This is a genomic window from Microlunatus parietis, assembly GCF_013407955.1.
GTDB lineage: Bacteria > Actinomycetota > Actinomycetes > Propionibacteriales > Propionibacteriaceae > Microlunatus > Microlunatus parietis.
Genome location: NZ_JACCBU010000001.1, coordinates 1,585,056 through 1,609,186, shown reverse-complemented (window position 1 = coordinate 1,609,186; position 24,131 = coordinate 1,585,056). Strand labels below are relative to the sequence as shown.

The 24,131-nt window shown below is 69.0% G+C and carries 22 protein-coding genes; 9 read left to right on the top strand and 13 right to left on the bottom strand.

Annotated elements, in window-relative coordinates:
- Entirely contained in the window at positions 1-1,236 is a 1,236-nt protein-coding gene (locus tag BKA15_RS07610) for an amidohydrolase/deacetylase family metallohydrolase (protein ID WP_179749518.1), read from the top strand.
- Here BKA15_RS07610 and BKA15_RS07605 read toward each other — a convergent pair.
- The 4 genes from BKA15_RS07605 to BKA15_RS07590 are packed head-to-tail and all read right to left on the bottom strand — an operon-like array spanning position 1,233 to position 4,257.
- Entirely contained in the window at positions 1,233-2,216 is a 984-nt protein-coding gene (locus tag BKA15_RS07605; protein WP_179749516.1) for a haloalkane dehalogenase, read from the bottom strand. The genes BKA15_RS07610 and BKA15_RS07605 overlap by 4 nt on opposite strands.
- Positions 2,213-2,707 (bottom strand): anthrone oxygenase family protein, encoded by a 495-nt coding sequence (locus tag BKA15_RS07600; RefSeq protein WP_179749514.1) that lies wholly within the window; start codon positions 2,705-2,707, stop codon positions 2,213-2,215. Before BKA15_RS07600 ends, BKA15_RS07605 begins: the two co-directional genes overlap by 4 nt.
- Positions 2,708-2,725: 18 nt before the next feature.
- A complete protein-coding gene (locus tag BKA15_RS07595; RefSeq protein ID WP_179749512.1) occupies positions 2,726-3,391 on the bottom strand; it encodes an NAD(P)-dependent oxidoreductase in 666 nt (221 codons plus the stop codon).
- Positions 3,388-4,257, bottom strand: coding sequence for an NAD(P)H-binding protein (locus BKA15_RS07590; protein ID WP_218871118.1), 870 nt, complete (start codon positions 4,255-4,257; stop codon positions 3,388-3,390). Before BKA15_RS07590 ends, BKA15_RS07595 begins: the two co-directional genes overlap by 4 nt.
- A 283-nt stretch (positions 4,258-4,540) precedes the next feature.
- Here BKA15_RS07590 and BKA15_RS07585 point away from each other — a divergent pair, with 283 nt between their 5' ends.
- Together BKA15_RS07585 and BKA15_RS07580 are read left to right on the top strand one after the other, a co-directional pair.
- Positions 4,541-4,957: a MarR family winged helix-turn-helix transcriptional regulator gene (locus tag BKA15_RS07585; protein ID WP_246322289.1), complete on the top strand. Its 417-nt coding sequence runs from the start codon at positions 4,541-4,543 to the stop codon at positions 4,955-4,957.
- Positions 4,958-5,028: 71 nt separating this feature from the next.
- Positions 5,029-6,471: a PrsW family intramembrane metalloprotease gene (locus tag BKA15_RS07580; RefSeq protein ID WP_179749508.1), complete on the top strand. Its 1,443-nt coding sequence runs from the start codon at positions 5,029-5,031 to the stop codon at positions 6,469-6,471.
- 4 nt (positions 6,472-6,475) lie between these two features.
- On the opposite strand, the gene BKA15_RS07575 is transcribed toward BKA15_RS07580, so the two are convergent.
- Positions 6,476-7,060 carry a DM13 domain-containing protein gene (locus BKA15_RS07575; RefSeq protein ID WP_179749505.1) on the bottom strand — a complete coding sequence of 195 codons (585 nt, stop codon included), beginning with the start codon at positions 7,058-7,060 and terminating at the stop codon, positions 6,476-6,478.
- 148 nt (positions 7,061-7,208) lie between these two features.
- Here BKA15_RS07575 and BKA15_RS07570 point away from each other — a divergent pair, with 148 nt between their 5' ends.
- Together BKA15_RS07570 and BKA15_RS07565 are read left to right on the top strand one after the other, a co-directional pair.
- Positions 7,209-8,114, top strand: coding sequence for a dihydrodipicolinate synthase family protein (locus tag BKA15_RS07570; protein WP_179749503.1), 906 nt, complete (start codon positions 7,209-7,211; stop codon positions 8,112-8,114).
- Positions 8,111-8,584 (top strand): SDR family oxidoreductase, encoded by a 474-nt coding sequence (locus tag BKA15_RS07565; protein WP_179749501.1) that lies wholly within the window; start codon positions 8,111-8,113, stop codon positions 8,582-8,584. The genes BKA15_RS07570 and BKA15_RS07565 overlap by 4 nt, the downstream gene beginning before the upstream one ends.
- 102 nt (positions 8,585-8,686) lie before the next feature.
- Here the strand turns inward: BKA15_RS07565 and BKA15_RS07560 are convergent, their stop codons facing one another.
- Entirely contained in the window at positions 8,687-9,457 is a 771-nt protein-coding gene (locus BKA15_RS07560) for an ATP-binding protein (protein WP_179749499.1), read from the bottom strand.
- The gene (gene istA, locus BKA15_RS07555; protein ID WP_218871116.1) at positions 9,454-11,040 is read right to left on the bottom strand and encodes an IS21 family transposase; all 1,587 of its coding nucleotides are present in this window, start codon (positions 11,038-11,040) and stop codon (positions 9,454-9,456) included. The genes BKA15_RS07560 and istA overlap by 4 nt, the downstream gene beginning before the upstream one ends.
- Positions 11,041-11,151: 111 nt before the next feature.
- On the opposite strand from istA, the gene BKA15_RS07550 reads away from it, so the two are divergent.
- Positions 11,152-11,478: an SDR family oxidoreductase gene (locus BKA15_RS07550; RefSeq protein ID WP_281385413.1), complete on the top strand. Its 327-nt coding sequence runs from the start codon at positions 11,152-11,154 to the stop codon at positions 11,476-11,478.
- A 94-nt stretch (positions 11,479-11,572) separates the two neighbouring features.
- On the opposite strand, the gene BKA15_RS07545 is transcribed toward BKA15_RS07550, so the two are convergent.
- From BKA15_RS07545 to BKA15_RS07520, 6 genes are all read right to left on the bottom strand, one after another.
- Positions 11,573-12,379: an IclR family transcriptional regulator gene (locus BKA15_RS07545; protein WP_179749495.1), complete on the bottom strand. Its 807-nt coding sequence runs from the start codon at positions 12,377-12,379 to the stop codon at positions 11,573-11,575.
- 68 nt (positions 12,380-12,447) lie between these two features.
- The gene (locus BKA15_RS07540) at positions 12,448-13,692 is read right to left on the bottom strand and encodes a mandelate racemase/muconate lactonizing enzyme family protein (protein ID WP_246322288.1); all 1,245 of its coding nucleotides are present in this window, start codon (positions 13,690-13,692) and stop codon (positions 12,448-12,450) included.
- Positions 13,689-14,597, bottom strand: a complete 909-nt coding sequence (locus BKA15_RS07535; RefSeq protein WP_246322287.1) for a carbohydrate ABC transporter permease — start codon at positions 14,595-14,597, stop codon at positions 13,689-13,691. The genes BKA15_RS07540 and BKA15_RS07535 overlap by 4 nt, the downstream gene beginning before the upstream one ends.
- Positions 14,594-15,562 carry a carbohydrate ABC transporter permease gene (locus BKA15_RS07530; RefSeq protein ID WP_312878855.1) on the bottom strand — a complete coding sequence of 323 codons (969 nt, stop codon included), beginning with the start codon at positions 15,560-15,562 and terminating at the stop codon, positions 14,594-14,596. The genes BKA15_RS07535 and BKA15_RS07530 overlap by 4 nt, the downstream gene beginning before the upstream one ends.
- Positions 15,559-17,040, bottom strand: a complete 1,482-nt coding sequence (locus BKA15_RS07525) for an extracellular solute-binding protein (RefSeq protein ID WP_179749493.1) — start codon at positions 17,038-17,040, stop codon at positions 15,559-15,561. Before BKA15_RS07525 ends, BKA15_RS07530 begins: the two co-directional genes overlap by 4 nt.
- A 74-nt stretch (positions 17,041-17,114) precedes the next feature.
- A complete protein-coding gene (locus BKA15_RS07520; RefSeq protein WP_179749491.1) occupies positions 17,115-21,062 on the bottom strand; it encodes a golvesin C-terminal-like domain-containing protein in 3,948 nt (1,315 codons plus the stop codon).
- Between the two features lie 257 nt (positions 21,063-21,319).
- Here BKA15_RS07520 and BKA15_RS07515 point away from each other — a divergent pair, with 257 nt between their 5' ends.
- The 3 genes from BKA15_RS07515 to BKA15_RS07505 all read left to right on the top strand — a co-directional run bounded on the left by BKA15_RS07515 (position 21,320) and on the right by BKA15_RS07505 (position 24,121).
- The gene (locus tag BKA15_RS07515) at positions 21,320-21,805 is read left to right on the top strand and encodes a single-stranded DNA-binding protein (RefSeq protein WP_179749489.1); all 486 of its coding nucleotides are present in this window, start codon (positions 21,320-21,322) and stop codon (positions 21,803-21,805) included.
- Positions 21,806-21,966: 161 nt separating this feature from the next.
- The gene (gene ettA, locus BKA15_RS07510; protein ID WP_179749487.1) at positions 21,967-23,649 is read left to right on the top strand and encodes an energy-dependent translational throttle protein EttA; all 1,683 of its coding nucleotides are present in this window, start codon (positions 21,967-21,969) and stop codon (positions 23,647-23,649) included.
- Between the two features lie 13 nt (positions 23,650-23,662).
- Positions 23,663-24,121 (top strand): hypothetical protein, encoded by a 459-nt coding sequence (locus BKA15_RS07505; protein ID WP_179749485.1) that lies wholly within the window; start codon positions 23,663-23,665, stop codon positions 24,119-24,121.
- The last annotated feature ends 10 nt before the right edge of the window (positions 24,122-24,131 follow it).

Genomic DNA, 24,131 nt, shown 5'->3' with positions numbered 1-24,131 from the left:
GTGGACGCGGAACCGGCCGACCTGGTGCTGACCGGCGGGCACGTGATCGACCCGGCGAACAACCTGGACGGGACCGCCGACGTCGCGCTCGGCGGCGGCCGGGTGATCGCCGTCGGCCCGAACCTGGCGACCGGTGCCGCTCAGGTGATCGACGTCTCCGGCCACTACGTGACGCCCGGCCTGATCGACCTGCACGTGCACGCGTTCGACGGGCACCGCAACTCGGTGCTGTCGCTGAACCCGATCGTCAACACGTTCAGCAGCGGCGTGACGACGATCGTCGACGCCGGAACGTCGGGCTGGAAGGACTTCCACGAGTTCAAGTCCCGGATCATCGACCGTGCCAAGATCAGGATCCTGGCCTTCGTCAACATCGTCGGCGCCGGCATGTACGGACCGTGGGAGGACGACCCGGCCGAGCTGCGACCGGGCCCGGCGGCCGCGATCGCGCGGGAGTACGCCGACGTCGTGGTCGGGATCAAGACCGCGCACTACTGGATCAAGCGCGACTTCGACGCCGAACACCCGCCCTGGCTCGCGGTGGACCGCGCGGTCGAAGCGGGCGAGTTGGCCGGCCTCCCGGTGATGGCGGACTTCTTTCCCTGGAAGGAGGAACGGCGCTACTCGGACCTGATCCTGCACCACCTGCGGCCGGGCGACATCCACACCCACGTGTTCGCCCAACAGTTTCCGATCGTCGATGATCAGGGCCGGGTTCGTGATCATCTGTGGCGGGCCCGGGAGCGCGGCGTGATCTTCGACCTCGGCCACGGGTCGGCCAGCTTCTGGTTCCAGAACGCGGCGCCGGCGATCCGCGACGGCTTCGTCCCGGATTCGATCAGCACCGACCTGCACACCGGCAACGTCAACGGCCCGGTGATCGACCTGCAGACCGCGATGAACAAGATCCTCAACCTCGGCGTACCGCTGGCCGACGTGATCGCCCGGGTCACCGTCGCTCCGGCCCGGGAGATGCGCCGGCCCGAGCTGGGCACCCTGACGCCCGGCGCCGAGGCGGACGTCGCGGTGTTCGCCCTCGACCGCGGTGACTTCGGGTACGTCGACAGCGGCAAGGTCCGGCTGCCGGGGGACCGCCGGCTGCGCTGCCGTCTCACGCTGCGGGCCGGCGAGGTGGTCTGGAACCCGGACGGGCTGGGTCGGCCGACCTGGCAGGAACAGCCCGAGTCGCGGGCCGAAGTTGCGCTGCTGGCCCAGAGCGGCGACGCACCATCCTAGGACGGCTGGGTGCGGCGGATGAAGTCGTTCACCGCCTGGGCCACTTGCACCGGCTTGTCCTCCTGGAGGAAGTGGTGCGCGCCGGCAAGGACGGCGTGCGGCTGGCCGGCGGCCCCGGGGATGCGTCCGCTCAAGGCGTCGTGCCGGCCCCCGGTGACATGGTCGTCCTCGCCGAACACACACAGGAACGGGATGTCCGACGTCTCGAGCACCTTCCAGGCCGCCTCGAACGCCGGCGCGGCCTCGTCCTGCGGGGTGAGCGGGATGAGTACGGCGAACCGCCGCACGCCGTGCTGATAGGGGTCATCCGGGAACGGCGCGTCGTACGCGGCCAGCACGGCGGGATCGAGCGTCGACGTCGTCAGGCCGGCCACCACCTGGGACACGGTGAGTGGGTTCGAGCGCTGGGTGAACTGCAGCCAGGTGGCCAGGTGCCTCCACCCCTCGCCGGAGGTGTCCTCGCGGCCCGTCTTCATCCCGGTGTTCATCGCCACGACGCGGCGGAACCGGTCCGGGTGTTCGGCGAGCAGCCGCAGACCCAGCGTGCCGCCCCAGTCATGGCACACCATCGTCAGGTCGCGCAGGTCCAGCTGGTCGAACAGTGCCTCGGCCAGCCAGTCCAGGTGCTGCTGGTACGTGTAGCGGAACCGGTCGACGGGCTTGTCGGACTTCCCCATCCCGACCAGATCGAGTGCCACGCACCGATGCCCGGCCGCCACCAGCGGCGGGATGACGTGGCGATACAGGTAGCTCCAGGACGGATTGCCGTGCAGCAGCAGGATCGTCTCGCCCGACCCGGGCACCGACTGAGCCGGCCGCTCGTCGACGTAGTGCATCCGCACCTCGGTGGGGGAGCCGTCGCCGAGCCGAACGTTCACGTAGTGCGGTTCGAACGGATAGTCGGGCAGCTCCGCGAACCGGTGGTCCGGTGTTCGCAGCACCCTCGGGCCGGACGTGAGGTTTGGATCGACGTCATTCATGGTGTTCTCCTCGGCTTCGATTCGATGGGTCGGCCGGCCAGTGCGGCCAGGCCCAGGCAGGCGAACGAGGACACGGCGGCCACCGTGCGCGCGGCGTGAGCGATCTGCCAGCGGTCCCGCACGTCCGCCCAGTCGGCGGGCGGGGCGTCGACGTTCCAGCCGAGTTGGGCGCTGTTGATCGGCAGGTTGACGGCGAGGGTCGTGACCAGGACGGCCAGCAGCAGGACCCCAGCAGCGATGCCCAGGCGACCGCCGGCACCGCGGCCGCGTGCCACGACGACGAGCAGCACGGTGGCAGCCAGCGCCGGCAGCAGGGTGGCGGAGGCAAGATCGTCGAGCCCGACCAGCTCCACCTGGCGCACCTGCGTGTAGCTGCCGGCCCCGAAGTCACGCAGGCTGAGCTCGAGAACGAGGACTCCCAGCAGGAAGCCGGCGAACAGCCCGGCGAACAGGAGGCTGATGCCGCTTGCGATGTGGTGGACGTTTCGCATGATGACCCCGTTCTCGCATCAGTAGGCGATGGCGATGGACTGCCCGTACGTGCCGGGCTGGTTGACCGCGTGCAGCATGAAGGCGGCGGCGTCGGCGCGCGAGATCCGCAGGCCGCGACGGACGCTCTGGCCGTAAGCCGTGCGAAAGCTGCCGGTCGGCGGCTTGTCGGTCAGCACGGGCAGGCCCACCGCGGTCCAGTCGAGCGCGCTGCGGCGCAGGATGTCCTCCATCTGAGCGACGTCGGCGTAGTGCTTGCCCAGCACCCGGTTCGCCAGCGGTGAGATCACGTAACGGACGAAGAAGCCCGCGCCCAGGTCGCGCTTCGGCGGGTTCGGCCGGCCCGGCGTCGGGATCGTGCCGACGCCGGCGACGCTCACGGCCACGATGCGGCGTACTCCGGTCGCCTCCATCGCCGCGACGATCGCCGCAGTTCCCCGGGAGACGATGCCGTGTTCGGCGGAGCTCCTGGGGCCGAGGCCGGAGAGCACCGCGTCCGCCCCGGCGACCGCCGACTCGAGCGTCGCCGGGTCCGGCGTTGCCAGATCGGCGACCACGGCACGCACCGACCGGGTGAGACCCGCGGGGTTGCGCACCACCGCGGTAACGTCGTGGCCTGCCGCGAAGGCCTGCTCGAGGACCTGCCGGCCGACCCCGCCGGTGGCGGCGACGATCGTGAGCTTCATCGGCTTCCCTGCTCCTGCCGGAAGCCGGCGGCATGGTCCGTGACCCACTGCGCGAAGGTGACCGCGGGTCGGCCGAGAATCTGCTCGATGTCGTTCGAAGGCGGCTGCGGTACGCCGTCGAGCCGGGCGTACCTGGCCATCAGCGCGCTGACGAACGGCTGGGGCATGCCGTGCGCGACCAGGTGCCCCGCGATCTCGTGCGGCGGGAGCGCCTCGTAGTGCAGGGGCCGGCCGAGGACGTCGCCGATGATGCCGACCATCTCGGCATGGGTGAGGGTCTGCGGTCCGGTCAGTTCCACCCGCCGATTCACCAGTTCGTCGGTGAGCAGGGCCTGCGCTGCCACGCTCGCGAGGTCATGCTCATGGACCGGCGCTTCGCTGAAGTTCGGGTACGCGTAGCGGACGACGTCGCCTCGCCGGATCTGGTCCCCCCACATGGTGAGCGTGTTGGCGGCGAAGAAGCCGGCACGCAGGCTGGTCCACTCCAGACCGCTGCCGACGGCAGCCTCCTCGGCCTCCAGGTTGCGATCGCCCGCCAGCCGCGACGGCTGCTCGGACGGTTCATCGTCGATGTTGATCGCCGACAGCGCCACGACCCGCCGCACACCTCGTCGCCGGGCGAGGTCGACGAGTTCGGCAGCCCCGTCTCCCACGGCGCGGGGATGAAGGAACAGCGATCCGGCGCCGTCCAAGGCGTCGGCGATGCTGCCCGGCCGGGACGGGTCGCCCTGGACTACCTCCATCCCCGATGGCAGGCCGGCCGGCTCCGCCTCGCGGCTGACGGCACGCACGCCGGCGCCGGCGCCGTGCAGCAGGTTGATCAGAGGGCGACCGACCCTTCCGGTCGATCCGGTAACCACGATCATGATCAGTCCTCTCGAGTACTACTACTCAACGTTTCAGATGGTACGAAAACCGTAGCATCTAGTTTGGAGTACGTATAATATGAGAGGCGTCACAATGTGAAACGGTCGGCCTGGGAGGTACGCCGATCGGAGCGGTCGCCGCCTTCGATAGTCTTTTGCGAAGCAGACGATATGAATGCGGAACCGTATGGCCGGAAAGGGGATCCAGATGGCCTCCGCCACGGCCGAGGACGCCGACGCGCGCCGGCGCCGGCGTCGATCCGGCACAGCGATCAAGGAGTCGATGCGCGAGCTGAGCGTTCAGCTTTCCCTGCTGAATCACCAGATCAGCGCGCACTTCGAGCTGCGGGACACCGACTTCGACTGCCTGGACGTGATCAAGCGACACGGTCCGCTGAGCCCCAGCGCTTTGGCGAAGCGCACCGGGCTGCACGCCGCGACGCTCACCGGCATCCTCGACCGGCTCGAACGCGGCGAATGGATCGCCCGCGAGCGTGACCCGCACGACCGACGCGCGGTCATCATCCGCGCTCGGCGCGAGCGCAACCCCGAGCTGTTCCGGATGTTCGCCGGCATGAACACCGCGCTGGACGGACTGCTCTCCGACTACACCCCGGATGAGCTGGAACTGCTCGCCGACTTCCTGCGCCGCACGGCGGAGGCCGGACGCACCGCAACCGACGATCTCGTCAACCGCTGACGCAACTCCTGACGGCGGGCCGTGGCGGGTCAGGAGTTGCCCTGGAACCGGCCGTCGGTAGCCTTGGCGTCGTGTCGGAGACCGTAGCGGAGAGGCGTGCCCGGATCCGGTCCGGTATCCCGAAGGAGCCGGACCCGAGCGTCCCGCCGCCCAAGCGGCTGCTGACGAACCATCTCTTCTGGATCGGCGTCGCGCTGCTGTTCACGTACGCGATCCTGCTGGTGCTGCTCTACCAACAGGTCGTCCCGGACCGTGAGGTCCCCGGCGGCCGGCTGATCGGGCTCGGCACCGAGGCGCTGCCCAAGGCCGCCTGGTACGCGGCGCTGACCGCGATCCCGCTCTCGCTGATCTTCTTCTTCGCCGACCGGTTCCGGCCGCAGCGGCTCTGGATCTGGCTGCTCGTGTTCGGCTGGGGCGCCTGCGTCGCGACGTTCGTCTCGGCGAACGTGAACAGTTGGGCGGCTTCGCAGTTGAGCATCATCGGCGACGGCGACCCGGCGACCGGAGCCCGGGCGGCGATCTTCGTCGCACCGTTCGTCGAGGAGTCGACGAAGGCCACCGTGCTGTTCGGCATCGCGATCCTGATGCGCTACCGGATGGTCAGCCGGATCAGCGGCATCGTGCTGGCCGGGCTGTCCGGCGTCGGCTTCGCGTTCGTCGAGAACATCCTCTACTACGGCCGCGTCTACCGGTACGTGGCGCAGACGTTCGGCCCGATCACGCCGCTGGAGGCGATGCAGTCGCTGGCCTTCCAGCGCGGCCTGCTGACCTGCTTCGGGCATCCGCTGTTCACCTCGATGGCCGGCATCGGGCTGGCGATCGCGATCCGCCACAAGAGCAAGGTGGTCCGGATCGTCGCCCCCGTCGCGGGCTTCTGTGCCGCGGCGTTCCTGCACATGGCGTTCAACACGACGGCGACCCTGGTCTCCGGGCCGACGCTGATGTTCATGTACTTCGGCGTCGCGCTGCCGCTGGTGCTGGCCATGATCATCTTCGTGGTCCGGCAGATGTTCCGGGAGGGCCGGCTGATCCGGGAGCGGCTGACCGACTACCACCGGCTCGGCTGGCTGCTCGACGTCGAGCCGCAATCGGCCTCCCGGCTGCGGACCAGGCTGCGCGCGCTGTGGCATGCCCTCTTCCTCGGCCCGTACGAGTTCATCGACACGGTCCGGGCGCAGCGGACGCTGACCGAGCTGGCGTACCTGCGCGACGCGATCACCCGCGGCATCATCGACGACGCCGGGCTGCGCCGGGAGAAGATCCTGCTGGCCCGGATGCAGGAGTTGCGCGGCCGGGCGGTGCTCCATCCCACCGGTCGGGCGCGCTACCCGAAGCTCTCCTTCCGGCGGAAGGCGGAGATCGAGAACTACCCGGCACCGAGCTATCCGGGCCCGGCGGGGATCGGCGGCTACTTCCCGGCCCCGAACAGCGCTGCACCCGGCTCGGTGCCGCTCGGTCAGACCGCGACGCAGTACTCCGAGGTCGACCCGAACTGGAAACCGCCGAGCCAGTAGCGGCTCAGAGGTCGACCGGCGCCGTACCGAAGGCGACGTTGAACCGGTCGCACCAGATCACCACCGAGGTCAGCCCGCTCAGCTCGGCGTCGGCCGGGATCTCGTAGTTCTGATTGCCGCGATTGGCCTTGAGCACGCCGAGCTTGACGTACCGGCCGTCGTCGTAGGAATCCCACGCGCCGCCGCTCGGCTGGTCGGTGATCCAGACGTGCAGGTCGGGACCGTCGGAGGTGTCCAGGTCGACCAGCCGGAGCACCCGGCGGCCGTCGGCCAGCTTGCGGATCACCGCTTCACCCGAGGTGCCGTGCTCGGCGTCCTCGAAGTCGCCGCGGGCCAGTTCCAGGTCCTTGGGCGTGGGTTTGGGGGTACGGGTCGGCCCGTGCGACGGCGTCGGCTCGGAAGGCGTCGACGTCGGCTCGGAGGGTGTCGGGTCACCGCTCGGGGTCGAGGCCGCCGGCTCCGGTGCCGCGGACAGTTCGGCCTCGTCGATCGTGCTCGAGGTGAACAGACGCCAGGGCTGGAACAGTGCCAGGCCCACCGCCAGGGCGAGGACCGCGGCCGCGGCACCGGGAACGAGTAGTCGTCGCATGATCACAGCATGGCTGTCGCCGGCGGCTCGGGCGATGCCTCGGCTCCTTACCGATTGGTGACGTCGTGGGTCCACCCCCGAGCTGGATGATTCAATCTATATAATGGGTGGCGCTTCTATATTGTGAGTCTCGACACACGAGGTTGCCATGACGTTTCCCGCGACCGGGCTCGTACCGATCCTGGCCACGCCCTTCGAACCCGACGGAACCCTGGACCGGCCCGGGCTGCGCCGGCTGACCGAGTTCCAGCTCGACTGCGGGGTGGCCGGGCTCGCCGTGTTCGGCCTGGCCAGCGAGGGATTCAGCCTGACCGCGGCGGAGAAGGCGGCGATCCTGGCCGACGTCCGTACCGTCGCCGGGCCGGAGGTCGCGGTGATCGCCGGCGTGAACGCGACCAGTACGGCGACCGCGGTGGAGCAGGCGCAGGCCGCGGCCGACGCCGGGGCGGACGCCCTGATGGTGCTGCCGCCGTTCCTGACCAAACAGCCGGCCGGCCGGCTGGGCGACTTCTTCGCCACCGTCGCCGAACGGTCCGGCCTGCCGGTGATGGTGCAGGACGCACCCGCGGCGACCGGGGTGGCGATGTCAGTGCCGCTGCTGGTCGAGTTGAGCAAGCTGGCCGGCGTCGAGGCCGTCAAGATCGAGACCCAGCCGACGGCGCCCAAGATCGGCGCCGTCGTCGACGCCGGGACGGCCTGGGCGGTCTTCGGCGGCCAGAACGCGCTGTTCGTGCTCGAGGAATACGCCCGCGGCGGGGTGGGCACGATGCCGGCCTGCGAGTTCGCGGACGCGCTCGCCGTCGTGCTGCGGGACTGGGACCAGGGTCGCGTCGAGGACGCGCACCGCGGCTTCAACGCGCTGCTGCCGTTGATCAGGTTCGGCCTGCAGCCAGGGATCGCGCACGCCGTGCACAAGGACGTGCTGGTCCGGCGCGGGGTGATCGACCACGACACCGTACGGGATCCCGTGCAGCCGCTCGACCCGGGCAGCCTGGCCGCCCTGGACCTGATCTGGCGGATGAACCCGCTGCCGGCCTGGACCCCGTCGCGATGATCCAGAAGCGAGTCCTGCTGGTCGGCGCCTCGACTCCGATCGGGCGTGCGATCGCGGCCCGGTTCGTTGCCGCCGGGCACCGGGTCGCGGGCGTCTCGCTCGAGGCTGCCGATGACCCTGCGTTGGCGGCCGATCTGGTCGCCGACTGCTCCCTGGACGACGGCGCTCGGTCGGCCGTCGGTGACGCGGCGGCGGCGCTGGGCGGGCTGGACGTGCTGGTCACGGCGGCCGCTCGGCAGCCGCGCGGCCCGGTGCACCTGCTGTCGGACGAGGATTGGCAGCGGGCCTTCACGGGCAGTGTCGACACCGTGTTCCGGACGGCCCGGGCCGCCCTGCCGCTGCTCCGGCCGGGCGGCTCGATCGTGGCCGTTTCCTCGGTCAACGCGACCCGGCCGGCCCCGCGGGTGAGCGCCTATGCGGCGGCGAAGGGTGCCGTCGAGGCCCTGGTCCGCGCGATGGCTGGCGCGTAGCGCCGGGTGGTACTGGTAGTCCAGCGATCTGGTACTGCTGTTCTGGGTGGGTGGTACCGGCCGTGGTTTGATGCGTGCGGGCCGGCACCACTGTGTGGGGGTCTATTCCCAGTACTGCTTGTCTGTGCGGGTTTGGTCCTGGCGGAGTTTGCGCATGTCGATCTGTCCGAGGTTGATGGTTCGGGCGTGGTGGGCGAGCCGGTTCACGATCGAGTCGGCGGCGACGCGGTCTGGTAGGGCCTCGACCCAGTGCGCTGGACCGGTTTGTGAGGCGATCATCGTCGGCAGCCGGTGTTCCCGGTTGGCGAGCACTGCGAACAGGTCGTTGGCTGCGGCGGGGTCGATGCCGACGGTCAGGAAGTCGTCGACGATCAAAAGGTCCGTGTCCGATAGGTCGTTGAGCAGCTGTTGGTGGGCGATGCCGTCGGAGCGGGCGATGATCAGTCGGCGGGCCAGATCGTCCATCCGCGTGTAGTAGACGGCGTGCTCGGTGTGGCAGGCGGCGATGCCGATCGCGCATGCCAGATAGGTTTTGCCTCCTCCGGTGGGTGAGATGATCAAAAGGTTCGTCGGGTCGGCCCGCCAGTGGTGTGCGGCGTATCGTCGCATCCGCACCGCGGTCAGGCCGCGCCCGTCGCGGTAGTCGATTTCGGCGACCGAGGCGTGTGGGATGGGGAAGCCGGCTGCCTTGATCAGCTTGTCGTTCTTGTTGGCGCGCCGAACCTCGAGGGCGTCGTCGACGGCGGTGAGGAACAGCTGCTCGGGTGTGAGGGTGTCGTTGGCCTCGTCGGCGATGAGTTCTTCGAGACGGGTGGCGACGTGGGTGACCCGCAGGGCCCGGAATTTGTCGTAGTCGATGCCGGTGAAGCTCACGGTGTCACCTGCTCGTCGGCGCCGTAGTGGGAGGCGTCACGCACGAATACGTCCGGCCCGACCGCCTTCGGGTCGCCGCGTCTGACGGTCGACGCGGCCGCGACGTTCGGCCGGGCCCGTTTGGCGTCGGAATCGATCGCGGCCATGATCCGCTTGAGCATCGAGTAGGTGGCGTGGCCGTTTCTGTTGACCAGCTCCTGGCAGGCCGCCTCCAAACGTGGGCGGTTGCGTTTCCCGAGCCCGGACAGGATGTTCTGGCAGTCGAGGTAACCCTGGGCCTCGATCACGTGCCGATCCAAGATCTGCTCGATCACCGTCACGGTCGCCGGCCCGAAGGCGTGTGCCCGGTCGACGAACCAGCGCCGTGACCACAACCCGTCGACGTCGCGGTGCTGGGCGGGGACATGCTCGGCCAGGGTCGAGTACTGGCCCTTGCGGCCCTTGAGCCGCCGGTGTTCGCAGACGATGTCGACCCCGTCGAAGACGGTCACCGTCGCCGCGGTCAGCCGCACCCGCAGCAGCCTTCCGGCCAGCCGGTAGGGAACCGAGTAGTGCTGATAGTCGGCGGTGAGGTGGTAGTTCCTGCCCGCCTTGAGTTCTTTCCACTGCACCTCTTCGAACCGGGTGTCGGGCAACGGCGCGAGCAGCGGGGCCTCCTCGGCGGTGAATCGCTCCCACCGGGTCGTATCGTCGGCGCGGCGAAGATCATGGTTGATCTCCCACACCCGCTCCTCGATCGCCTCGTTCAACTCGGCCAGACCCGTCCAAACCTCACCCTCGAGATAGCCGATGACCCGCTTGTTCACGATGTTCACCGCGTTTTCCGCAGCTGCTTTGTCGCGGGGTTTCCGGGATCTGGCCGGCACGATCGCCGTCTGGTAGTGATCGGCCAGCTGCTGGTAGCGGGCGTTGACGACCCGTGCCTTATCGCCCTTGGCCCGCTGGTGCGTGGACGTCGTCGGGTTGTCGGGCACCACGATCGCGACTACCCCGCCGTAGAACGCGAACGCGCGCACGTGCGCGTCTAGCCACGACTCGGATTTCATGTTCATATAGGCCCGGCAGAACAGCGTCCCGGAAAACGGCAACACCGCGACGAACAGCACGGCCCGCGTCACGCCCCCGGTGACCGAGTCCACCAGATCGATGGTGTCGCCGGCCCAGTCGACCAGCATCGCCCGGCCCGGCTCGTGATGCAGCGTCGCGACCAGGTCGTTGGACCTGACGTAGTCGGCGAACAGCGCGCAGAACTGCGAATACCCGTACTTCTTCTTGCCTGCCGCGTCGCCGTCGGCGTAACGGCGCCACCCCAGCAGCAATGTGAAATGCCGGTTCGCCCTCATCGTCGCGAGCACCCGAGCCAGGTCCGGCTGCTCGTACTCCTCCGACACCCGTCGGCGCCCGTCCGGGAACCACTCCGCCAGATCGGCGTCACTCACCGCCGCAGCCGAGGCAAGGCCGCGCTCAGTGACCGCTTGCTTCACCCGCGACACGTCCCGGCGGGAACACGCCGCAACCGCGGCGATCTCGCTATAGCCGCGACCCGCGAGCACCAGTTCCAAAATCGCCCGATAGTCAGCCATCCAGCCACCTCCGAATCAGTAACCGACGACACACCCTGTGCCGCCGCACCGATCAGAGAACCAGCACGGACAAAGCCAGTACCAACTAGCCAGAACCGCAGGACCACATAGCTGGACTACCGGTACCAAGAAGCGCTATGCGCCACGATGGCCGTCGACTACGCGAGTAGCGGCATCCGGGTCAACGGCGTCCGGCCCGGCATCGTGCCGCGCCCCGACGAGCCCGCGCGGCCGGGCTTGGAGGCCGGCTACCCGCTGGGCCGGGTGATCCGCCCGGAGGAGGTCGCCGCGGCCGTGCACTTCCTCGCCTCCGACGAGGCCAGCGCGATCACCGGCGTGATCATCCCGGTCGACGGCGGCCTCTCCATCGCGTCGGCCGCCACCGGAGCCCGCCCCGACCTCGCCGCCCTCGCCGCGGAGGAGCTCATCGGAGACTAGTGATGTCGCGATTTCTCTGCTGATCGACCGAAACCGGCTGGTACAACGTTGCAACCTCTGATCAGCAGAGAAATCGCGACACGCCCAGCCCGAGTCAGACGCGGGCGGCGCCGAGGCTGACGCTGTTGTAGCCGAGGGCGGTCGAGATCTGGTCGGCGTGCTCGATCACCAGGGTGCCCAGCTCGTCCTGGCGGCGACCGAGGTCGATCGCGGACAGTGGGCCGGAGACGGAGATGGCGGCGACGACCCGGCTGGTCTGGTCCCGGATCGGGGCCGCGACGCAGGCCCGGCCGAACGCCAGTTCCTCGATCTCGGTGGCGTAGCCGCGAGATCGTACCTCCTCCAACGCCTTCAGCAGGTCCGCCGAGCGGGTCAGCGTCTTCGGGGTGAAGCCGGGCAGCGTCTTGCCGACCAGTTCGATCACCTCGTCCGGGTCGGAGTCGGACAGCAGGGCCTTGCCGAGTCCGGTCGCGTGCAGCGGGCCGCCACGGCCCACCATGGTGAAGTTGCGCGGGGCCTGGCGACCCTCGAAATGGCACAGGTAGAACAGCCGGTCGTCGAGCCGCTCCGCGACGTTGGTGCCGAGGCCGAGCTCGGCGGCGAGGTTCTGCGCCACCTGGCGGGACTGCCGGAACACCGCGGACTGGTTCAGCGCCAGCGAGGACAGGCTGATCGTCCGCCGGCCGATCCGGTACAGGCCGGACCGCGGGTCGTGGGCGAGGAAACCGAGCGCCTCCAGGGCGCCGACCAGCCGGGACACGGTGGACTGGCCCAGGCCGGTCAGTTGGACGAGTTCGGAGACCCGGCGCTCCGGGTGCTCCTCGGTGAACGCGTCCAGCAGCGACAGCGCCCGTTCGATGCTCTGGGTGCCGCCCGGCTCCTTGCCCGCCGCCCGAACCATCCGTCCTCCTTGGGTTCCTGGTGCCGTGCCTGATGTTCGCACCACTGTAATGACAGAGTCGTTCCGGATCAGCGCGCCGCCGACCGGATCGCGTCCTCGTCGACCGTGACGCCGAGCCCGGGACCGGTCGGCAGCAGGTAGTGATCCGGACCGGCTTCCAGCGGTACGGTCAGCAGCCGGTTGGCCGCCTCGACGGTGGCCGGCCCGTATTCGAAGTACGGCGCGTTCTGGGCCGTGGCCGCGACGTGCAGGCCGGCCACCAGGGCCAGGCCGAGGGCGGCCGAGTGGTGCGGCAGGATCGGCCGGTACGCGGCGTTGACGAGCTCCGCGATCGCCGCTCCCTCGGTGATCCCGGTCCGGCCGATGTCGGGCTGGTAGTAGTCCAGCGCGTCGATCCGGAGCCACTGGGCGACCTCGGTCCGGTGCCGGAACGCCTCGCCGCCGGCGATCGGCAGGTCGGCCCGGGCGGCCAGCTCGGCGTAGCCGGCCGCGTGCTCGGCGGGCAGGGCCGACTCGAGGAACCAGGCTCCGCGGGCCCCGAGTTCGCGGGCCAGCCGGAGCGCGTCGGCGCCGTCGTACACGCAATGGCTGTCGACGGCGATCTTGACGTCGGGCAGCGCCTCGCGCCCGGCCGCGGCCGCGACGTCGAAGCTGCGCAGGTCGGCGTCGACACCGTTGCCGAGGTGCAGCTTGAACCGGCTGGCGCCGCCCTCGATCAGTTTCATGATCGTTTCGCCGCGCGCCTCGTCGGTGGCGCCGCCGACGCTGGTCACGTAGCTCGGGATCTCCCGGCGGTACGCGCCGCCGAGCAAGGTCGCCACCGAGAGGCCGGTGGCGACGCCGAGCAGGTCCCAGAGCGCGATGTCGACCGCGGCCAGCGCGTCGGCCTGGTGCCCGACCAGATGGCCGCGCTCGCGCATCAGCTCACCGAGCCGGAACCGGAGCGGCTTCACCTCGGCGGCGTCGGCACCGATCAGGGCCGGCGCCAGCAGGTCGGTGACGATCGCGGCCGGGACGCGGGGTGCGGCAGGGGCGAGGGCCTCGCCCCAGCCGACGTGACCGGACCGGGTCTCGAGCCGGACGAACAGAGTCTCCCGGCCGGCCGGATAGATCGTCGGCCGGTTCTGCCCGACGTGGTAGCGGGCACCCTCCGGGTCGGGCCGGCCGTCGCCGGTCAGGGTGAGTGGGAAGGCCTCGACCGAGCTGATGATCAACTCCGGGCGGCCCGGTGCCGGCTCGGTCAGCCGGCGCTCGGCCAGCTCCGGCTGATCATCATCGGCCACCATGCCGTGGTTGATCATGTGTTGGCTCATGATTTCACCGCTCCCGCGATCCCTTCGACGAACGTACGTTGCAAGAACAGGAAGACCGTGACGATCGGCACCAGGCTGATGCAGGCGGCCGCGGCGAGCCCGGTCCAGTCGGCCGTGTACTGGCCGAAGAAGCTGTACATGCCCACGCCCAGGGTACGCAGCTCGGGCCGGCCCAGCGTGAACACCAGCGGCACCATGAACGCGTTCCAGGCGCCGATGAACGAGAACAGTGTGACGGTGCCGATGATCGGCTTGGCCAGCGGCAGCATCACGGTCGCGAACGTGCGCAGGAAGCCGGCCCCGTCGATCTTGGCCGCGTCCTCGAGTTCCTGGGGAAGCTGCGCGAAATAGCCCATGAACAGGAGGATCTGGATCACGTGCGCCGGTCCGGCCGCGGCCAGCACGGCGCCGATCAGCCCGTTGTTCAGGCCGAGCGCGTCGACCAGCTTGAACACCGGGATGATCGTGTAGCCGTGCGGGATGAACATGGTCGCGATCAGTACGCCGATGATGATCTTCTTGCCCGGCATCCGGCCGCGGCCGAGGGCGTACCCGGCGGTGGCCGAGACCAGCACGATGATCACCACCACGGTGACCGAGAAGACCACCGTGTTCGCCGTGTAGGCGCCGAAGTTGGCGGTCTGCCAGGCCCGGCTGAAGTTGTCCAGCGTCGGCTGTTCCGGGAGTACGGAGAGCCCGCCGAGCAACATCTCGGACTGCGACTTGAACGCGCTCGACAGGACCCAGACGAACGGGTAGATCCAGACCAGGCAGAACGGCAGCAGGAACAGGTGCCACAGCTTGCCCCGGTGCCGGAACCACAGCGAGATGCGCGAGCCGCCTCGGTTCGGACCGTCGGCGGTCATCGGTGGGGTGGCAAGATCACGATCGGCGAGCGCCGTCATGAGACCCCCTTGGCGTAGCGGCGCCGCAACAAGGGCGCCTGGATCAGGGTCAAGATCAACGTGAACATCCCGAACACGACGCCGGCGGCGCAGGCGAACCCGTACCGCGGCGCGGCCATCTCCGGATCGAACGCGTACCGGTAGATATAGGTGGCCACGACGTCGGTGGCGTAGTTCGGGCCGGCCTTGGTGGTCGCCTGGATCAGGTCGAACGGGTTCATGCTGGACTGGAAGGTGAGCAACAGGATCACGATCGCGATCGGCACCAGCATCGGTACCGTGATGTTGGTCAGCACCTGGCGGGCGCCGGCGCCGTCCACCTTGGCCGCCTCGTAGATCTCGGCCGGGATCGTCTGCAGGGCGGCCAGCCAGTAGATCAGCGTGATGCCGAAGCCCTTCCACAGGTCGATGATCAACACCGTCGGCAGCGCACTGCTCTCCGAGCCGAGGAAGTTGATCGGGTCCTTGATCAACCCGGTCGACTGCAGGACCTCGTTGACGAAGCCGCCGGACGGGTCGAGCATCACCGCGAACACGATGCCGACCACAGCCGTCGTCGTCACCACGGGCAGGAACAGGAACAGCCGGTAGAGGTTCCGGCCACGCAGTCGTGGGTTGTTCAGGATGATCGCCATGATCAACGTCAGCGGCATCTGCACGAAGATCGCGACCAGCGAGAAGATGAACGAGTTCCGGAAGGCGTTCCAGAACCGCGGACTGGTCAGCACCTCGGAGTAGTTCTGGATTCCGATGAAGTCCTCGGCCGGGCCGAGCCCGTCCCAGTCGAAGAACGAGTAGTACCAGCTCGCGATCATCGGCCACACCGTGAACATCACGAACAGCACCAGCATCGGCACCAGGAACAGGTAGTGCCACCGATGCTCGACCATCCGCCGGCCGAGACTCTTCTGCCGGGTCCGCCGCGGACCGGCGGCGTCGGTGATCATGGACGGCGTACCGGTCACGCCGGGGTCCAGGCCTTGAGCGGGTCGTAGTCGGCGTAGACGAGATCGTCCCGGGACACCTCGACCCCTTCGCCGTTGAGCTTCTTGATCTCCGCCTCCAGGAACGCGTCCAGATTCTTGTTCAGCGTCTCCGCCTTCGGCGCGAAGTCCTCGTTGCGGGTGATCGACTGCAGCGACGAGTCGGAGTGCGCGAGGTCGGGCTTGGCGCTCTTGGCCGCGAGCAGCTTCTGTACGCCGACGCTGCCGTCGGTGGCCGGTCCGGGCGCACGCCGGATGCTGGCGTCGAACGCCGCGATGATCCCCTTCTCCTGCTCGGAAAGGTCGGTCGCCTCGCGCCAGGCCGACTCCATCGCGGTGAACGTCCGGAACTTGGCGAAGTACGCGCGCTGGAACTCCTCCGAGACGAGGAAGTCCATCAGCTGCCAGGCTTCCTCGGGATGCTTGGACTCGGCCGACATCGACCACAGCGGGGCGAACGCCGAGGACTGTCCGTAGTAGCCCTTGCGGCCGGCATCCGGCACCGGGACCGGGCTGACCCCGAAGTCGAGCGCGGGATTGAGCTTGGCGATCTCGTTCACGTTCCAGCCGCCGCCGATGTAGAAGCCGATCTTGCCCTTGGCGAACTCGGTGAACACCCGCGCCCCGTCCCAGCTCTCCCAGCCCGGCTGATAGACCTTGTCGGCCTGCAGCTTGCGGATCAGCTCGACCGCGTCGACCAGCGAGGGGTCGTCGAAGGCGGTCTTGCCGGTGCGGTAGTCGATCCCGAGACCGCCGATGCTGGACGGCCCGGCCTGCGCCTGCAGTGCGTTGATGTCGGCCGGCTTGGCGCCGGACAGCGCCGCGCCGAAGTACTTGCCGGATCCCTTGCTGGTCAGGGATCTGGCGTACGTCTCGTACTCGCTGACGGTCTTCGGCGGCTCCGCGTACCCACCCTCGGAGAGCAGCGACTTGTTGTAGACCAGGAAGCCGCCGGCGGACCACTGGCCGGAGACCAACGGCAGCGAGAGCAGCTTGCCCTCCCGGTGCAGGCCCGAGGTGCGCGGATCGAGGGCGCCGTCGGGGAACCGCGCGGCGAGATCGCTGGCTCCTGCCTGCTCGTCCAGGGCGGCGACCCAGCCGCGGCCGGAGATCCGGTTCAGCGCCTCGGCGCCCTGGCAGCGGAACACGTCCGGCGGGTTGCCCTGCTGGAACATCAACTCGATCGCGTTGAGCTGCTGGTCGGTCGGGTTCTCGATGATCTTGACGTTGATGCCGGTCTTCTTGGTGAAGGCGGCGAACTGCTCGGCATAGAACTGCGAGGCGCCCGACGGGTCCGGAACGATCGCGACGGTCAGGGTGACGGTGCCGTTGCTGGACGTACTGCTCGAGCCGGAGCCGAACAAGGTGCACGACGCGGTCGTCGCCGCGCCGGCGCCGATGGCCGCGCCGACGCCGAGGCCGCGCAGCAGACTGCGGCGAGTGAGGTTGGAGCCGGTCACGTACCTGCCTCCTTGCAGAAGGTTCTGAATGGAAAAACCGTATAGTGAATCTTAGACCCACAAAGCGCGTTCCGTCACCCGACCTGGAGGAATCGCACCGCCGAAGCCCGGTGATACCCCGGATTGCGGACCTCGAGCGTGACCGAACTCTCCGTGCCCGCCGCGAACCGGTAGCGGCCGATCGTGAACCAGGTGTTGGCCTGATTGCGCTGGTCGACCACCACCTCCGAGGTCCCGGCGGCGTGCTGGACCAGATAGATCGCGGCCGTGGTCGTCTCGACGTTGGACGGGTACCAGACCGCGACGTCGTACTCGGCATCGGCGGGCAGGTCGGGCGTCCAGCGCGCCGTCCCGCCGAGCACGCCCTCGGCGCTGTAGCGGGACCGGATCTGGTTCCAGCCGGCCAGCGAACTGGGCAGCCACTCACCGGTCTCGCGGTAGTCCGGGTAGGGGGTCTCGTTGTGCACGATGATGCCGGCATCGGCGATCTTGACCCGGGTGGTCGTCGTGTGGATGTCGGCGAGCCGGACCCGGAACTGGAACGTCCCGCCCGCCATTGCGTCCGCGGGGGAGTGCGAGACGAACGTGTGGCTGGCCTCCGCCTTCGGCGGCAGGTGGACCGTGACCGCGCTGTTCTCGATCGTCCAGCCGGGCTGGCCGCCGAGGGTGAGCCGGCCGGTCGTCGCGACCGGGCCCGCGTTGTAGAACCCGGCGGTGAGTCGCACGCTGTCCCCGGGCTTGGCCATCACTTCGGGCTCGGCGCGGAGGCTGATCACGCCCCGGCCGTCCCGGACCGCCACGGTCGCGGGGCGGAGCGTGAGTTCGCCGCCGGACCAGCCGACCCGGCCGGTCAGGATGACGTCGCCGAAGGCCGCAGTGGTCGCCGCGGTGACCCGGAACGTCGCCTCGGCGGTGCCCCGGGCGGGCACCGTGGCCGGCGCGTCTCCGGGAGTGCTGGTCCAGCCGTCCGGCACCGTCAGCGCGTACGTCAGCCCGGTCAGCGGGGCCGAACCGGCGTTGCGGATCCGCAGCACGACGTCCGAGACTCCGCCGGCCACGGTGCTGGCCGGCGCCTCGACCTCGCCGGACGCCGGATCACCGTCCGGGGTGATCAGGGTGACCGCCGGCGGCAGCTTCAGGGTGACCGGATCGGTGGTCAGGTCCGCGTTGACGAGACGGTACGTGAACGAGGCGGCCGGATCGTCGACGCCGATCGTCCACTCGTACGGGAACGGCTTGGCCGGTGTCTCCTGCTCGGGCCCGTCGCCGATCCGGTACCGCAACGTGGTCGGCGTCTCGGTGTCGAACTGGACGTAGGCGTCGTAGCCGGACAGGTCCGGTCGCACCAGCAGCAGGCCGCGGGCCAGACCGAAGTCCGAGGTCGGGTCGGTGTCCTGGCTGTGGCTGCTCCCGGCTTCGTGATCTTGGTGACTCGGCACCGGTGGGCGGTGGCCCGGCACGCTGACGTTGCGGAAGATCAACGCCGCGTGGTCCTTCGGCGGCACGGTGAGGGTGGCCGCCGTCCGGCCCCGCTTGAGCCTGAACCGCTTCGTGGCTCCGGTGCCGTGCTGGACGACCTCGATCCCGTCCGGCGCCTCGACCTTGATCAACTCCGTGCCGACGTCCACCGTCACCTGCTGGGCCGCGGTCGAGGAGTTGGTCAGGCTGACGTACAGCGATTCGTTGCCGACGCCGGTCAGCCAGTTGATCATCGGGTTGTCGATCTTGATCAGGCCCTTGGGCAGGTAGGGCCAGACACCGTCCTCGCCGTAGCAGGTGCCCGGCCGGTGTCCGTACACACTGAACTTGAAGTAGACGAAGTTCGCCTCGAAGGCACCCGGGAAGCTGATCTTCCCGCCCGACCGGACGAAGTGTTCGCTGAACAGGTAGTCCATCGCCAGCCCGAGCTGCGCCGGTGCGTGGTGGAAGTAGATCCCGGACAGTCCGGGCGGCCCGGTCACGGCGAAATCCGGCTTCAGCGTCGAGGCCAGGAACTGCCGGTTGTAGTAACCGGGATAGGTGGTGAACCGGCCCACCACGAGGTTGTCGGCGATGTCGGCCAGAAGATCATCATCGACGTAGTGGGCCAGCCGGAGCAGGAAGGGTGCCCAGCACGGGTTGAGCACGAAACCGCCACCAGGGTTGGGATTCGTCTCACTGAACACCTTGAACGTGGAGAGCTGTTCGAAGGTCAGGCCGGAGGTCGAGACCATCCAGGCCGACACCCGCTCCGGCTCCGGCGTCGTGCCCGGATAGTCGGGCAGGGCGCCGCCCGGCCAGTCGAACTGGCTGTCGATCACGTGGCCCTGCGGCACCGTGATCGTTCCGTCCGGCACCACCCGTACCTCGGTCTGGGTGACGAACCGCTTCGCCTCCCGATAGGCCCCGGCCAGGAACCGCTCGTCGCCGGTCGCCTCGAACAAGATCAACAGGTCGGCCCAGTAGCGGCAGTAGTTGTAGCCGAAGCCGACCTCGGAACCGACCGCCGTGTAGGGCGTGTCGATCTCGTCGGCGATGTAGCGCTCCGCCAGCAGCCTCGCCGCGTCGAGATAGGAGTCGTCGCCGGTCAGCTGCGCAGCAGCCAGTGCGACCGAGAACGAGTGCCGAGCCTGGCCGACGACGCCGCTGACCGCGAGCTGCCGGCCGATCCGCCGCAGCCCGGCGTTGCGGCGCAGGGTCAGTTCGTCGAGGCCGTTCAGGGTGACCGTGTCGCCGGGGACCTGGCCGACCCGGTACTGGGTGAGGTCACCGTAGACCGCCTTGCCCTTGATCGGCGTGTAGCCGATGCCCTTGCGGGACAGCTGGTACTCGAGCAGCTGCCGGGCCCGACGCTGATAGAGATCGTCGTCGCCGCGGTGGGTCAGGTAGTGCGCACCCAGCAGGACGCCGGCCGTCGAGGTGCGGACGCACTGGTCGTTCTCCACGTCGACGAAGCCCTTGGCCCGGTCCCACCAGCCGGAGAAGGACGGCACGAACTGCTCGGCGTCGTGGCCGTCGGGCTCGATGCCGATCAGCTCGGTGATGTTGTGCACGGTGTCGGTCAGCGACGTGTCGTAGACGTTCTGGCGGTACGCCCGGTAGTCGTACTCGGTCCGCAGCAGGTGGTCATAGGCCTGGTAGAGCGGGCCCGGGTGGGCGATCACGCCGAACGAGAAGCCGCGCTGCTGGCCCGCCGCGAGCGGGGTCAGCTCGCCGATGTGCGGTGCGTAGGCGACCGGGGTGAGCGCGCCGTCGTCGTTGCGCAGGCTCATTCCGTACGGCTGCCGGTGCGGGCCGAGCTGACGCTCGTGTTGGAACGCCATCACATCGCCGGGGATGAAGACACCGTAGCTCACGTCCCGGCCGGCCAGCCGGCGTTGCAGCAGGGCGGCCGGCGTGAACAGTTCCCACGCCGCGAGCGCGTTGGGCGTCTCGTAGACGACCTTCGCGTGCTGCAGCGCGCCGCACAGGACCTCGTCGACGTGATCACGGTCGGTGGTGTCGAACGACTGGTAGCCGACCAGGTAGTGATCCTCCCGGCCGGCGGTCAGGACGTGGTCCAGCGTCGGCAGTCCATGATCGAGATTCCAGCGGACCACCAGGTCGTAGCGGCCGGGCTGGCCGGCTCGCAGCTCGACCACGGTCGGGCTGAGCTTGCGTACGGAGTCGAAGGCAACCCAGTGCGTTGTCAGCGGTCCGTAGTAGTAGGCCGGCCCGCCGGGGTGCTCGCCGGTGAACACGACCCACTGCTCGTCGAACCGGTGCGCAGGATCGGTCAGCGTCACCCAGCCGTCCGGGGTGGCGATCGCCAGGTCCCGGACGACCGTGCGCAGACGGCCCTCTCCGGGAGCGTCCCAAGAGGCCTCGTGGAAGGTGATTCGGTAAGCCTGGTTGGAGATCCGGGCGACCTCACGGAACTCGAGGTTCGGTTTGGGGAGCCGCCGGAGCGCGTCCGTCAGGGGTGCCTGAGCTGGTCCGGCCTGCGGTTCGGCGGAGGCGGTGGAGGCGCCCAGGACGGGCGGCAGAACGGCTCCGGTGAGCAACAGTCCGACGGCACTGCGGCGACTGAGCTTGATAGGACTAATCCGTATATTCGACGCTGAATCCATGATATGGATGGTAAGCGCGACATCTTGGTGGCGACAAGGCTCGTATCGGCTGGTGACCGGCGGTTATCCACAGCGGCGGCCCGGCGAGTTCGGTCATCCACAGATTTCTTCCGAGCTGAACGATCCGCGGCGTTCTGCGCAGACTCCTGCGGCGAGAAGTCCGAATCGGACCGAGCAGAGGAGAAACGCAGATGGAGACCTACGTCAGCATGACCGGCTGGGTCGGCAGCGCCGTGGAGTACCGCTGCCTGACGTCCGGCGACCGCAGCTACACGACGCATCACGCCTCGTTCCGGCTGGCCGCGACGCCGCGGATCAAACGGGGCGGCGCCTGGACCGACGGCGAGACCAACTGGATCACGGTGGTCTGCTTCCGCGGGTTGGCCCAGAACGTCGGGTCCAGCGTCAGCAAGGGCGACCCGGTGACGGTCTGGGGCAAGTTGCGGCGGGAGACCTGGGAGCGCGACGGCGAGACGAACGAGCGGACCGTGATCGAGGCCCTGGTCGTCGGGCACGACCTGAACCGGGGCACCAGCATGTTCAAGAAGAACGAACGGCCGCAGACGTTCGAGGAGCCGGACATGGGCGACCTGATCGAGAAGGTGGAAACGCCGGAGAGCCTGGAACAGGAGGATCTGGCCGCGGCGGCACACGAGGACCGACTCGCCCTCGCCTAGTAGTCGAGGGTGGGTGCGGAGGGAGCCGCGCGCGCCGCATCGCCGCGGCTCCCGCCTCGGGCCCTGTCCGGCCGCCTGCGCGATCTGACGTCCGGGGTTGCCGCTGGCATACTTGGCGGTTGCACCTCAAGTCCCGATTTGTGAAGGCATGCGCTGATTCCATGGCTGAGTACGTCTACTCGTTGCACAACGTTCGCAAGGCCCTCGGTGACAAGGTCATCCTGGACAACGTCACCCTCGATTTCCTGCCCGGCGCAAAGATCGGCGTCGTCGGCCCCAACGGCACCGGCAAGTCGACCCTGCTCAAGCTGATGGCTGGGATCGAGCACCCCAACAACGGAGAGGCTCGGCTGGCGAAGGACGCGACGGTCGGCATCCTGCTGCAGGAGCCGCCGCTGACCGAGGACAAGACCGTCCTGGAGAACATCGAGGAAGGGGTCGCGGAGACCAAGGCCCTCGTCGTCCGCTACAACGAGGTCGCCGAGGCGATGGCCGACCCCGACGCCGACTACGACGCGCTGCTGGCCGAGATGGGAGAACTGCAGACGGAGTTGGACCGGCGCGACGCCTGGGAACTGGACTCCCAATTGGAGCAGGCGATGGACGCGCTGCGCTGCCCGCCGGGCGACGCCGACGTCAGCGTGCTGTCCGGTGGCGAACGGCGCCGGGTGGCGCTGTGCAAGCTGCTGCTGCAACAGCCCGATCTGTTGCTCCTGGACGAGCCGACCAACCACCTCGACGCCGAGTCGGTGCACTGGCTGGAGGGCCACCTGAAGGCGTACCCGGGCGCGGTGCTGGCCGTCACCCACGATCGGTACTTCTTGGACAACGTCGCCGAGTGGATCCTCGAGATCGATCGCGGGAAGACCCACCCGTACCAGGGCAACTACTCGACGTACCTGGACACCAAGCGCTCCCGGCTGCAGCTGGAGGGCCGCAAGGACGCCAAGCGGGCCAAGATCCTGGAGCGCGAACTGGAGTGGGTCCGGTCCAACCCGAAGGCCCGGCAGGCCAAGAACCGGGCCCGGCTGGCCCGCTACGAGGAGCTCGCGACCGAGGCCGAGCGCACCCGCAAGCTCGACTTCGAGGAGATCAACATCCCGCCGGGCCCGCGGCTCGGCAACCAGGTGCTGGAGGTCGACAAGCTGGTCAAGGGGTACGGCGACCGGCTGCTGTTCGACGGGCTGTCGTTCTCGCTGCCGCGGGCGGGCATCGTCGGCGTGGTCGGGCCGAACGGCGTCGGCAAGTCGACCCTGTTCCGGATGATCGTGGGGGAGGAGCAGCCGGACAACGGTTCACTGCGCCTCGGTGACACGGTCAAGGTGTCCTACGTCGACCAGGGCCGCGGCGGCATCGACCCGAAGAAGAACGTCTGGGAGGTCGTGTCCGACGGCCTGGACCACATCAAGGTGGCCAGCTTCGAGATGCCGTCTCGGGCCTACGTGGCGTCGTTCGGCTTCAAGGGCCCGGACCAGCAGAAGCCGGCCGGCGTGCTCTCCGGCGGTGAACGGAACCGGCTCAACCTGGCCCTGACGCTCAAGATCGGCGGCAACCTGCTGCTGCTCGACGAGCCGACCAACGACCTGGACGTGGAGACCCTGCAGTCGCTGGAGGACGCGCTGCTGGAGTTCCCGGGCTGCGCCGTCGTGATCTCCCACGACCGGTGGTTCCTGGACCGGGTGGCGACCCACATCCTGGCCTGGGAGGGCACCGAAGAGGAAGAGGCCTCCTGGTTCTGGTTCGAGGGCAACTTCGCCGACTACGAGGCCAACAAGATCGCCCGGCTCGGCGCCGAGGCGGCCCGGCCGCACCGGACCACCCACCGCCGGCTGACCCGGTCCTGACCGGACGTCGATCATGGCCGGCGACCGGGAGAAGGAACTGCCCTCGGCGGAGCACCAGGCGCCGCCGGGGGTGGACGACCGGACCGTCGAGGCGGTCGGCAAGATCACCGAGGCGCTGGAGACCTGCGAACGGGCCCGCGGCCACCTGTACGCGTTCCACCAGCTGACCGGCTCGGCCGACATCAAGCTCGGCGAGGCCTTGTCCTCGCTGCGCGAGGCCGGGCACACCGAGCTCGCCGACCGGATCGAGACCGAACTGCTCGGCCGTAACGTGCTGCCCGGCCGCTGGACGTTCCAGATCGTCGAGGAGTACGACGACGACTACTGGTCCCTGTTCCGCGCGTTCGAACGCGAGGCCCGCGACCAGCTTCTCGGCGGCCGCCGGCACGTCTTCGAGGCCCGGATGAAGCAGGACGAACGCACGATCGGGCTGCCGGGACACGAGGCGACACCGGACGAAGGCGCTCCCTGACCTGGGCCCG